Raw genomic sequence first — 11731 nt, 5'->3', positions numbered from 1 at the left:
TCAGTTTCCCGTGGGGTTGCCGACCCCGGGGGCGGGGGCCTGGGCGTTGCCGGCGATGCCGTAACGCCCGGCGCCCCCGTCCAGCTGTTCCTTCAGGGCCAGGATCACGCTCACCCGGCCGGCCGACGTGTCCGTGTTGTCCACAGTGGACAAGATCGACGTCGCCGACGTGTCCGCGCGGACCACGCCCAGCGCGCCCGTGCCGTCGGCGGAACCCGGATCGCCCGCCAGGACCGCGCCCGCGCCGCTGCGGTCGAGCTGCGTCGCGAAGCGGGCGATCGTCGCCGCGCGGTCACCGGCGCCGTCGCCGGTCGCCTGGGCGCCCGTGAGCACCATCGCCAGCTGGGCCGGCTTGACGTCCGGGCCCGCCTTGAGGAAGCCGCCGTCGGTGAGGCCGCTCAGCGCCGCCGCCAGCTCCTCGGGCGCGGACTGCGGTTTCGCCGTGGTCTTGTCCAGCAGCAGCACCGAACCGAGCAGCGCGCCGGCGAGCGTGCCCGTGTCGCCCGCGGTGGGGAACTTCGAGCCGGCCGGCTGCAGCCGCGTGACGACGTCGCGGAGCTGGTCGGCCTTCGCCGGGTCGGCGAACGCCGACGTCAGCTGCACTTCGCCGGTCACCGCGGCGCCGGCCTGGCCGATCAGCTGCTTGAGCGCGTCCCGGTCGGCCGGGCGCGCGTCTTCGGTGGTCACCAGGACCACCGACCGCTTGTCGAGCGCACCGGCGACGACCTTCGGGCCCATCGAGCCGGCGAAGGCGTCCGCGTCGGCCAGCCGGGCGTTGAGCGCGTTGCGCTGCGCCTCGAGGTCGGCGACCTGGCTGCCGAGGTCCTTCTTGTCCCCGACCAGCCCGGACAGCAGCGTGCCGTTCAGCGCGGTCGAGCCGAGCACGACGCCGACGGCGAGCGCCAGGAAGCAGGCAGCGATGGAAACGACGTGGTACCGCAGCGAAATCACGTGAACAATCCCTTGACCCAGGCGGCGAACGAGTTCCAGGTGTGCTTGAGCCAGTCCAGGTAGACCGTGCCCACGTCGGACACCAGCAGCGCCGCGGCGACCACCACCACCGCGGCGAGCACGAGCAGGACGACCGCGCCGATCGACACCCGGTTGCGGTGCAGCGTCGCCACCGCCTTGCCGTCGACGAGCTTCGTGCCGAGCTTGAGCCGGGTCAGGAACGTCGAGGGGTTCGAACCGGACCGGCCGTGGTCGAGGAATTCGCGCAGCGTGGCCTGGAAACCGACGGTGACGACCAGGGTCGCGCCGTGCGCGTCGGCCAGCAGCAGCGCGAGGTCTTCGGCGTTGCCCGACGCCGGGAAGGTCACCGCGCCGATGCCGAGGTCCTGGATGCGCTCGACACCGGGGGCGTGGCCGTCCGGCTGCGCGGGCACCACGACCTCGCCACCGCCGCGCAGGGTCGCGGTGCCGATGCCGGTGGGGTCGCCGACGATGACGTCGGGCTGGTAGCCCTGCACGCGCAGCGTGTCGGCGCCGGCGTCGACGCCGATGAGCACCGGGCGGTGCTCGGCGATGTACTTCTTCAGCTTCTTGAGGTCTTCGGCGTGCCCGTTGCCGCCCGCGACGACGAGCACGTGCCGGTCGCGCAGCGGCACCTTCAGCTCGGGCACGCCGACGCCGTCGAGGATCAGCGTGCGCTCCCGGCGCAGGAACTCGATGGTGTTCGCCGAGAACGCCTCCAGCTGCGTCGACATCCCGGCCTTGGCCTCGATCATCTGGTCGGCGACGCTCTCGGCGGTCTGCAGGATGCCGGAGGCGACCTGCCGCTCGCCGATGTAGACGACGCCGTCGTGCAGCCGCAGCTTCGTGCCGTCCTTGATCGAGCGCAGGAGCTCGCCGCCGACCGAGTCGACCAGCGGGATGCCGGCCGCGACGAGGATCTCGGGTCCCATGTTGGGGAACCGGCCGGAGATCGACGGCGACGCGTTCACCACGCCCGCGACCTCGGCCTCGACCAGGGCGTCGGCCGTCGCGCGGTCGAGGTCCAGCTGGTCGAGCACGACGATGTCGCCGGGACTGATCCGGCGCAGCAGCTCCCGGGTGCGGCGGTCCACGCGGGCGACCCCGGTGATCCCCGGCAGGGGTTCCTGATTCCGCGTGAGCAGGCCGGTGAGCTTCATGTGGCCGATGGTGACAAATTTGCTCGTGGGACGAGGTACGCCACGCCGTAGCCGCCGTGACTCGTTGTGGTGAGCCGCGTCGCCCTCCCCCGCGCGGGTCAGGCGTCGGACTCCTCCGAAAGCGAGCCGAAGTCCAGGTTCAGCCAGGGGCTGGCGGGGTCCTGAAGGAGCTGGTGGTGGACGCGCACGGCCGCCGGGTACCACTCGCCGAACTCGTCTTCGCCGCCGTGCAGCACCCGCCCCATGAGGTAGCCCGCCGACAGGTCGGCCCATGACTGGTGGTAGCGGCGGGCCAGGGAACCGGCTTCGAGCACCATCAGCTCGGCGCTCAGCGCGTCGCAGTAGCCGGCCGCCAGTCCCCCGCGGGCGATGGTGATCGCGCGGCCGACGTCCCAGGACAACGCCGTCGTGACGCACCCGTCCGCGTCGACCACGCCGTCGGCGCGCAGCCGCCGCTCGTACCGGGACACCCGGCGGACGGTTTCGCGCAGCTCGTCGGCCTGGTCTTCGGCGTCGTTCTCCACGCACCACCGGTCCACCAGCCGGGCCCAGGTCAGCGGTTCGAACTCGGCGCCCGGCAGCCCGTACTCGGCGGCGAACCGCAGGCGCAGCATGAGGACGAGGTTGCCGGGCGTCAACGCGTAGCCGTCGCCGATCAGGCCGGTCATCGTCGCGCGCCAGGCGGGCGGGTCGGGCACGCCCCACCAGTCCCGCAGACCGCGCACCTCGGCGACGTAGTCGTGGTAGCGGCCGTCGAGCAGGTTCCACGGCGCCGCGTTGAGCACGGCCAGGTGCGCACCGCAGGCCAGCGCGTGCGCGATCGGCCCTTCGAGGTGCCCGTACGGCGCGGTGATCAGCCGCTCGACCTGCTCCTCCAGCGGCGTGACCTCGCCGGCGTGCGCGTCGAGCCACGGCTGCAGGGTCGCGCCCGGCAGCCGCCACTCGCTGCGGGTGCCGCGGTTGAACACGACGCGCTCGTGCCGCCCGACGCCGTCGACCGCCCAGTCGAGCGAGCCGCTCATGGCCACGACGTCCGGGCCGAGGTCCGGCAGCGCGCCGCGGCTGAAGACCTGCAGGAACTCGTCGCCGCCGGTCTCGAAGTAGACGTTCGGGAAGGTCTCCGCCCGTTCGTCGAGGATGCTCCGGGCGTTCACCCGCCGGATCGGCACGAACAGCTCCTCGCCCGCGAGCAGGCCGAGGTAGCGGTCGAGGTCGCCGTCCCGCCGCGCGGCGGCGAGCTCGGCTTCGACGTCGGCGGACGGCGGCAGGATCACGGGGCGGCTCCCTCCGCTCGGCCGGTCAGCACGACGAGCTTGCCCGCCGTCCGGTTGTGCTCCAGGTCGTCGTGCGCCTGCCGGATCTCCGCCATCGAGTAGACCTTGACCGGGCCGAGGCTCGCTTCGCCGCCGGCGATCCGGTCGAGGTGGCGCTGGAGGACGGAGGCGGGCAGGTCGTCCGCCTCACCACCATAAGCGGTCAACCGCACCCCGGCGGGAAGGTAGCCGATCGGATAAAAATTCTTGACCGTCCACTGGTTCGAAAGCATGCCGGCGAAGCAGACGGTCCCGTGCACCCGGGTGGCGTTCAGGGTGTCCGGCAGGGTCGGCGTGCCGACCAGTTCGAGGGCGGCATCGACCCCTTCGGGGGCGATCTTCCGGACCTGCTCGGCGACGTTCCCGTCGTCCAGCAGCGGGTGGTCGACGCCGTGTTCCCGCAGGGTTTCGATCCGTCCGGGCTGCCGGGTCGTCGCGAAAACGGTGGCACCGAGGTCGTTGGCCAGGGTCGCGGTGGCGAACCCGAGCGCGGACGTGCCGCCGCGGATGAGCAGCGTCTGGCCCGCCTGGAGGTCGAGGCCGGTGGTGAGCGACCCGTACGCCGTCTGGAGCGTCTCCGGGACCTGGCCGATGACCTCCCACGGCAGGTCGGAGCGGAACGGGATGACCTGGTTCTGCGGCACGAGCGTGTATTCGGCGTAGCCGCCGTCGAACGTGCGGCCCATGCCGCCCATCATGGTGGCGACCTGCTGCCCGGCGGCGAGACGTCCGCTCGGATCGGCGTCGACGACCCCGACGGCCTCGATCCCGGGCACGCGCGGGAAGGTGACGCCTTCGGCCAGGCCGAGCCGGGTGTGCAGCTCGGACCGGTTGAGCCCGAACGCCTTGACCGCGATCCGGACCCAGCCGGGTTTCACCTCCGGCAGCGGGAGCTCGGTGAGCTCGAGGTTCTCGACCGGACCGGGTTCTCGCAGTACCACCGCGCGCATCGGGGATCCTTTCGCCACCTGCAGTCGTCACGACAACTGCCGGGCGGCGCGAAGTATTTCCCCGCCGCGGCTACTTCTTCTTCGCCGCGCGCTTCTTCTTCGGCTCGAACTCCGTCTTGTCCTTCTCCGCGGTCGCCAGCAGCTCCTCCGCGTGCGCACGGCCCGTCTCGTTGTCCATGCCGGCGAGCATCCGGGCCAGCTCGCTGACCCGCTCGGTCTGGCTTAGGTTCTTCACGCCGCTTCGCGTGACGCCGCCGCTGTGGCCCTTGTCCACCACCAGGTGTTGATCGGCGAACGCCGCCACCTGCGGCAGGTGGGTGACCACCAGGACCTGGTGGGTCCGGGCCAGCCGGGCCAGCCGCCGGCCGATCTCGACCGCCGCCCGGCCGCCGACACCCGCGTCGACCTCGTCGAACACCAGCGTCTGCACGGTGTCCGCGTGCGCCAGGACCACCTCGATCGCCAGCATCACGCGCGAAAGCTCGCCACCCGACGCGGCCTTGTGCACCGGCAGCGGCGGCGCGCCGTCGTGGGCCCGCAGGAGCAGCTCGACGTCGTCGACGCCGTCCGGGCCCGCGTGCACCGCGCGGCCGTCGATCGGCAGCGCGTGCGTGTCGCCGTGTTCGGCCGGGCGCTGCTCGACGGTCACCTCGATGGCGGCCTGGCCCATCGCCAGCCCGGACAGCTCGCGGGTAATCTCTGCGGCGAGCTCGGCCGCCGCCGTCTCGCGCGCCGCCGACACCTCGGCCGCGTGCGCGGCCAGCTGGATCGCGAGCTGGTCGCGCCGCAGGGCCAGCTCGGCGAGCGCCTCCTCCGACGTGTCCATCGACTCCAGCCGGCGCCGGGCGTCCTCGGCCCAGGCCAGCACGCCGTCGACGTCCGCCGCGTACTTGCGGGTCAGCCGCTTGAGGTCGGACTGGCGGGCCAGCACCTTCTCCAGCAGCGCCGGGTCGGCGTCCAGCGTCTCGACGTAGGTGCCCAGCTCGGCCCCGACGTCGGCGAGCAGCACCGACGCCTCCTCCAGCCGCGGCGCCAGCTCGCGCAGCACGGCGTCCTCCGCCGTGACGAGCCGCCGCAGCGCTTCGGAGACCAGGCCGGCCGCGCCCGGGGCGTCCGGGTCACCGTCCGGCGAGCCGGACACCGCGATGTGCGCCTCGGTCGCGGCCGCGCGCAGCTCGTCGACCGCCGCGAGCCGCTTGATCTGGTCGGTGAGCTCGACGTCCTCGCCCGGCTCGGGCGCGACGGCGTCGATCTCGGTCAGGCCGTGCTTGAGCAGGTCGGCCTGCTGGGCCATCTCCCGCGAGCGCGTCGACCGCTCGGTCAGCTCGGCGATCACCGCCAGCCACTCGGCCCGGACCTCCCGGTAGGCCTGCAGCGGCTTGGCCACCGCGTCGCCGGCGAACCGGTCGATCACCGCACGCTGCTCGGCCGGGCGCAGCAGCCGCAGCTGGTCGTTCTGCCCGTGCACCGCGATCAGCTGTTCGGACAGCTCCGCGAGCACCCCGACCGGCACGGACCGGCCGCCGAGGTGGGCGCGCGAGCGCCCGTCGACGGCGACCGCGCGCAACGCGATCACGCTGCCGTCCTCGTCCACGTCCGCACCGGAATCGGCGACGATCCGCTCGGCGCCTTCGACCCCGGAGTAGGTGAACCGCCCTTCGACGAACGCCTTCAGCATTCCCGTCCGGACCTTGGACACCTCGGCGCGGCCCCCGGACAGCAGGTGCAGCCCGGTGACGACCATGGTCTTGCCCGCACCCGTCTCACCGGTCACGACGGTGAAGCCCGCGTGCAGTTCCAGCAGGGCGTCCTCGATGACTCCGAGGCCCTGGATGCGCATCTCGGCCAGCACGCCGCCTACGGTAGCGGCCCCCACCGACACTCTGCGCGCGCGGGCACCCGGCGCGTCGCCGATATGTTCGAATCGAGCGTTGAGTGGTTACTCGCAAGGGCGCGCGTGGCGCTCCCGCCAGCTCTTCACCGGCAACGAGAACTTCTGCACCAGACGGTCGGTGAACGGGCCGTCCCAGAGGCGGACCAGCCGCACCGGCGTCTTGCCGCAGGTCACCCGCACCCGGGCACCCGGGGGCAGGTCGATCGGCCGGGTGCCGTCGCAGGTCAGGACGGCCGAGGACCCGTCCGGGTCGATCCCGACGGTGATCTCCGAGTCGCGGGACACCACGAGCGGGCGGGCGAACATCGCGTGCGCGTTGCTCGGGACCACGAGCAGGGCCTGGACGTCCGGCCAGATGATCGGCCCGCCCGCCGAGAACGCGTACGCGGTCGAACCGGTCGGTGTGGCGCAGAGCACACCGTCGCAGCCGAAGGCGGACACCGGACGGCCGTCGACCTCGATCAGCGCGTCGAGCACCCGCTCCCGGGTGCTCTTCTCGACGCTGGCTTCGTTGAGCGCCCAGGTGCGGGCGAGCTCTTCGCCGTCGTGGGTGACCGTGACGTCGATGGTCATCCGCTCTTCGACCTGGTAGTCGCCGTCGACCACGCGCTGGACGGTGTCGGCCAGCGCGTCGGAGTCCGCCTCGGCGAGGAAGCCGACGCGCCCGAGGTTCACGCCGAGCACCGGCACCCCGGCCGGGCGGGCCAGCTCGGCCGCGCGCAGCAGCGTGCCGTCGCCGCCGAGGACGAAGACCAGCTCGACGCCGTCGGTGGGGTCGTCGTCCGGGCCGACGACCGTGCAGGTCGCGCCGACGCCGTGCTGCTCGGGGTTGATCAGCGCGCAGACGTCGTGCTCGGTCACCCGGAGCCGGATGCCGGCCTTGGCGAAGCGCGCCGAAACCTCCCGCGCGGCTTCGGCCGTCGCGTCGCGGTCGGGGTGCACCATGAGGAGCACTTCACGTTCGGTGGTCATGCGGGCCCTTCCTCGACGGCGGTCCGGACGAGCCGCTCGGCCTCAGACCTGTCTACCGCGTCCATAGTGGACTCCGCCACGTGTTCTTTCCCGAGCCACACGAAGTACTCGACGTTCCCGGACGGCCCGGGCAGCGGGCTGGCGGTCACCCCGCGCAGCGCGAGGCCGAGTTTCGCGGCCTCGTCGATGACGGTGAGCACGGACTCGGCGCGCAGCTGCGGGTCGCGGACGACCCCGCCGCTACCGAGGCGGTCCTTGCCTACCTCGAACTGCGGTTTCACCATCGGCACCAGGTCGGCGCCTTCGCGCGCGCAGGCGGCGAGCGCGGGCAGCACGAGCTTGAGCGAGATGAAGCTCAGGTCCCCGACGACCAGGTCGACCTGGCCGCCGAGGTCCTCGGGGGTCAGGTTGCGGACGTTCGTGCGATCCATGACCACCACGCGTTCGTCCGTGCGGATCCGCCAGTCGAGCAGGCCACGGCCCACGTCGGCGGCGATCACGGTCGCGGCGCCGTTGCGGAGCAGGACGTCGGTGAAGCCGCCGGTGGACGCGCCGGCGTCCAGGCAGCGCTTGCCTTCGACGGACAGGTCCGTGAACGCGGCCAGGGCGCCCAGCAGCTTGTGCGCGCCGCGCGAGGCCCAGCCGGGATCGTCTTCGTCCCTGACGACGATGGGCGCGTCGGATTCGACGCCGGTGGCGGGTTTGGTCGCGACCATGCCCCGCACGGTGACCTTGCCGCCGGTGATGAGGGCCGACGCCTGTTCACGCGACCGGGCGAGGCCGCGCCGAACCAGTTCCGCGTCGAGGCGGGCCCGCTTGGGCACGCCGATCAGACCTTGTCGATGCTGGACAGGGCGACCGTCAGCTCGGTGTGCACGGCGTCGAAGCGCTCGACGTGCTCCGCCAGCGGCAGCGCGTCCAGGTCGTCCAGCCCGGCGACGGCTTCGTCGATGCCGGCGCGCGGGTCGGTCGCTTGCGAGAACGAACCGGGCGGCGGGCCCGGGACGGGATAGGGGTGGTCCTGCACAGTCCGAACGGTATCAGGGGCTTTCGGGGGGTCCAGGGGGGCTTGTCCCCCGGCCGGGGTCTGGGGCTCGGTCCCAGAAGGCTCAGTCAGGACAGTGCGGCCCGGGCGCGCTCGCCGAGTTCGGTGACGCCGGTATCCCAGGCCGTGTGGCACAGCGCCCGGAGCAGATCCAGGTCGTCGCCGTCACCCGTCGCCGTCAGGGTCTGGTTCTCGACGGTCACGGTCCAACCGGGCCGCGGCCCGATCTTGAGGTCTTCGGCCGCTTCGGTGAGCGCGGTCAGGTCCTTGGCGAGGTACGTCGCCCGCTCGGCCGGGACCGCCTCGATCAGCTGCTTCGGCGTCGCGACCCCCGACAGGACGACCAGCGAGTCGATTCCCGCGGCGACCGCACCGGCGATGTCCGTGTCGAGCCGGTCGCCGACGACCAAAGGCTTTTGCGCGCCCGCCGACCAGGCGGCGGTCTCGAACAGCAGCGGCTGCGGCTTGCCGGCGACCAGGGGCTCGACGTCGGTGGCGGTGCGCAGCGCGGCGACCATCGAGCCGTTGCCGGGCAGCAGGCCGCGCTCGCTGGGCAGCGTCGCGTCGACGTTGCAGGCCACCCAGAGCGCGCCGGCGCGGATGGCCAGGCAGGCCTCGGCCAGCGCGGCCCAGGTGTTGTCCGGCGAGTGCCCCTGCACGACGGCCCGGACGCCGTCGCCGTTCTCCCGCACCGGCTTCAGCCCGGCCCCGGCCACCTCCGCGGCGAGCGAATCGGTGCCGACGACGAGGACCTCGGCGCCGGGCTCGAGCCGCTCCCCCAGCAGCTGGACCCCGGCCTGGGCGCTGGTGTGCACCTCATCGGTCCCGGCGGGCATGCCGAGGCCGGTGAGGTGCGCGACGACCTCGTCGGGGGCCTTGGAGGCGTTGTTCGTGACGAACCGGACCGGGGTGCCGTGCTCCCGCGCGGCCCGCACCGTCTCCGGGGCACCCGGGATGACCCGGGTGCCGTGGTAGACGGTGCCGTCGAGGTCGAAGAGGACCGCGTCGTAGGCCGCGAGGAGAGCGTCACTCATCCGAGTCTTCGGTGTCCTTCGCTTCGGTGTTCTCGGTGTTTTCGTTCGCCAGGTCGGCCGCACGCTCGGCGGCGTCCGTCTCGTCCTCCGCGTCGGCCTCGGCGGCGTTGAGGAACCAGCGGACGGCCTCGTCCTTGCGCCCGGCGGCCGCGAGGTTGTCGGCGTAGGCGTAGAAGAGACGAGCGCTCCACGGGTCGCGCTTCTCGGCCTTGAGGTCGTCGCCTTGCAGCGAGACGACGGCGGCGTCGAGCTGCCCGAGGTCCCGCCGCGCGCCGGCCGCGACGATGGCGAGCTCGACCTGGGTGGCCTTCGCGAGCTTCGTCGTGTCGACCTCCTTCGCCAGGTCGAGGGCCCGCTCGGGCCGCCCGAGCGCGCGTTCGGCGTCGGCAATGATGGCGATGTGCTCGTCGCCGCGCGTCATCCGCCGGACGGCCCGCAGTTCGGAGAGGGCCTCCGACCAGTTGCCGGCGTGGTAGGCGACCAGCCCGAGGGCTTCGCGCACGATCGGCACGCGCGAGGCCTTGGCCTTGGCGTACTTGGCGTGCTCGAGGGCGGCCTCGGGATCGCTGTCGATCAGCCCCCCGGCGGCGACGAGGTGCTTCCCGACGGTCTCGGCGAGCCCCTTGGGCAGCGTCCTCAGCTCGCGGCGGGCGTCCTCGTCGAGGTCGGAGAACTCGACGTCCTCGGGCAGCTCGGGAGCTTCGAGGAGTTCCCTGGCGAGCGCCTCGTCGTCGAGCGGCGCACCGACCTTGGGCCGCGGCTCCCGGCGGGGCCGGTCGTCACGACGGTCCGGGCGCTCGCCCTGGCCGCGGGCGTTGTCGAAGCGCTTGCCACCGCCGACGCGGTCGCCACGGTCACCGCGCGAGTCATCGCGGCGGTCGTCGGACCGGAAGCCGCCGGGCCGCGAGCCACGGTCGTCGTCGCGGCGCTGGTAGGTACCGCGGTCACCACCCGTCCGGGTACCGCGGTCGTCGTCGCGACGCTGGTAGCTGCCGCGCTCGCCACTGGTCCGAGGGCCGCGGTCGTCATCACGGCGCTGGTAGCTGCCGCGCTCACCACGCGAATCGTCGCGGCGATCGCTCCCACGGTCGTCCGACCGGAATCCGCCGGTGCGGTTGCCGCGGTCGTCGTCGCGGCGGTCGCTGCCACGGTCGTCCGACCGGAACCCGCCCGTACGGGAGCCGCGGTCGTCGTCGCGACGCTGGTAACTGCCCCGCGAGTCGTCCCGGCGGCCGCGGTCATCGGAGCGGAACCCGCCCGGCCGCGAACCGCGGTCGTCGTCGCGGCGCTGGTAGCTGCCGCGGGAGTCGCTGCCACCACGGCCCCGGTCGTCCGAGCGGAAGCCGCCCGTACGAGGGCCGCGGTCATCGTCGCGACGCTGGTAACCACCGCGCGAGTCGTCCCGGCGACCGCGGTCGTCGGAGCGGGAGCCGCCCGGGCGCGAGCCGCGGTCGTCGTCACGCCGCTGGTAACCACCGCGGGAATCGTCGCGACGGTCCCGGTCACTCGAACGGAAACCACCCGTCCGGGTACCGCGCGAATCGTCGCGGCCCCGGTCGTCCGACCGGAACCCACCGGGCCGCGAACCGCGGTCGTCATCGCGGCGCTGGTAGCCACCGCGCGGGTTGTCGCGACGGTCGTTGTCCCAGCGCGGCTTGCGGTCGCCGTACGACGACTTGCCCTGAGGCCGGCCGCCGCGGTCGTCGAAGCTGCAGCCCGGGCTGTCGCCGCGGGTTCCGGACCGGCTGTTGCCGCGGTCCTCGTACCGGCCGGCACCCCGGTCTTCGTAACGGCCGCCGCCGGAGCGGCTGGGGCCGTCGGAGAAGCGGCCACCGCCCGGCCGGTTGCCGGAGTCGCGGCTGCCGTACCCGCCGCCGCGCCGGTCGTCGCGCTCGCCGGAGCTGCGGCCGCCGGTGCGGCTCTGACCTGCGTATCCTCCGCGCTGATCGCGGTCGCGGGGACCGTCGCCGCCGCGGAAGGGCTTGCCGCCGCCGCGGACACCGCGGTCGTCACGGCGCGGGCGTCCCTGGTGACTGTCGCGGCCGCCGCGGTCCTGCCGCGCGCCGCCCTGGCTCTTCCGGGGTCCGTCCGACCGGCCCCGGGAGCCTTCGTCCCGGCGTGCCGACCGGCCGGACCCATCATCGCTTGAGTCTCGTCGACCGAACTCGGACACCTGGCCTCCTGCCATGAAAAATCTTGTTCTGGACATACGCGTACGGCCCGCTAGGGCAGCCAACTGGCTATCCTAACGGGCCGTACGGAAGGTAAGTTCGGCGGTGTCCTACTCTCCCACAACCCTTCGGTTGCAGTACCATCGGCGCTGTCAGGCTTAGCTTCCGGGTTCGGAATGGGACCGGGCGTTTCCCTGACGCTATAACCACCGAAACACTC

10 protein-coding genes and 1 rRNA gene are annotated in these 11731 nt (G+C 73.0%); all 11 read right to left on the bottom strand.

What is annotated here, in order from left to right; all coding sequences use genetic code 11:
* Positions 1-951 carry a copper transporter gene (locus ACLJPY_RS40755; RefSeq protein WP_410596315.1) on the bottom strand — a complete coding sequence of 317 codons (951 nt, stop codon included), beginning with the start codon at positions 949-951 and terminating at the stop codon, positions 1-3.
* Complete coding sequence (gene steA, locus ACLJPY_RS40750; protein WP_410596314.1) at positions 948-2132, bottom strand: putative cytokinetic ring protein SteA; 1185 nt, start codon at positions 2130-2132, stop codon at positions 948-950. Before steA ends, ACLJPY_RS40755 begins: the two co-directional genes overlap by 4 nt.
* 98 nt (positions 2133-2230) lie before the next feature.
* A complete protein-coding gene (locus tag ACLJPY_RS40745) occupies positions 2231-3406 on the bottom strand; it encodes a DUF1266 domain-containing protein (protein WP_410596313.1) in 1176 nt (391 codons plus the stop codon).
* Positions 3403-4395 carry a zinc-binding alcohol dehydrogenase family protein gene (locus ACLJPY_RS40740; protein WP_410596312.1) on the bottom strand — a complete coding sequence of 331 codons (993 nt, stop codon included), beginning with the start codon at positions 4393-4395 and terminating at the stop codon, positions 3403-3405. Before ACLJPY_RS40740 ends, ACLJPY_RS40745 begins: the two co-directional genes overlap by 4 nt.
* A 70-nt stretch (positions 4396-4465) precedes the next feature.
* Entirely contained in the window at positions 4466-6247 is a 1782-nt protein-coding gene (gene recN / locus ACLJPY_RS40735) for a DNA repair protein RecN (protein ID WP_410596311.1), read from the bottom strand.
* Positions 6248-6334: 87 nt separating this feature from the next.
* Entirely contained in the window at positions 6335-7261 is a 927-nt protein-coding gene (locus ACLJPY_RS40730; protein WP_410596310.1) for an NAD kinase, read from the bottom strand.
* Positions 7258-8085: a TlyA family RNA methyltransferase gene (locus ACLJPY_RS40725; RefSeq protein ID WP_410596309.1), complete on the bottom strand. Its 828-nt coding sequence runs from the start codon at positions 8083-8085 to the stop codon at positions 7258-7260. Before ACLJPY_RS40725 ends, ACLJPY_RS40730 begins: the two co-directional genes overlap by 4 nt.
* Before the next feature lie 5 nt (positions 8086-8090).
* Entirely contained in the window at positions 8091-8288 is a 198-nt protein-coding gene (locus ACLJPY_RS40720; RefSeq protein ID WP_400886876.1) for a hypothetical protein, read from the bottom strand.
* Between the two features lie 86 nt (positions 8289-8374).
* On the bottom strand, positions 8375-9340 hold the full coding sequence (locus tag ACLJPY_RS40715) for an HAD-IIA family hydrolase (protein WP_410596308.1): 966 nt from the start codon (positions 9338-9340) through the stop codon (positions 8375-8377).
* Positions 9333-11513 carry a hypothetical protein gene (locus ACLJPY_RS40710; RefSeq protein ID WP_410596307.1) on the bottom strand — a complete coding sequence of 727 codons (2181 nt, stop codon included), beginning with the start codon at positions 11511-11513 and terminating at the stop codon, positions 9333-9335. Before ACLJPY_RS40710 ends, ACLJPY_RS40715 begins: the two co-directional genes overlap by 8 nt.
* Before the next feature lie 95 nt (positions 11514-11608).
* Positions 11609-11725 (bottom strand): 5S ribosomal RNA (gene rrf, locus ACLJPY_RS40705).
* Positions 11726-11731: the final 6 nt, after the last annotated feature.

Source organism: Amycolatopsis sp. lyj-23, from assembly GCF_046549135.1.
Lineage (GTDB): Bacteria > Actinomycetota > Actinomycetes > Mycobacteriales > Pseudonocardiaceae > Amycolatopsis.
Note: the sequence above shows the minus strand (reverse complement) of the source record. Positions and strands in the feature narration are given on the sequence as shown.

What these genes read in the sequence shown, in the direction of transcription:
- steA (WP_410596314.1), bottom strand. Translation starts at nt 2,132, where the DNA reads ATGAAGCTCACCGGCCTGCTCACGCGGAATCAGGAACCCCTGCCGGGG.
- ACLJPY_RS40740 (WP_410596312.1), bottom strand. Translation starts at nt 4,395, where the DNA reads ATGCGCGCGGTGGTACTGCGAGAACCCGGTCCGGTCGAGAACCTCGAG.
- ACLJPY_RS40730 (WP_410596310.1), bottom strand. Translation starts at nt 7,261, where the DNA reads ATGACCACCGAACGTGAAGTGCTCCTCATGGTGCACCCCGACCGCGAC.
- ACLJPY_RS40715 (WP_410596308.1), bottom strand. Translation starts at nt 9,340, where the DNA reads ATGAGTGACGCTCTCCTCGCGGCCTACGACGCGGTCCTCTTCGACCTC.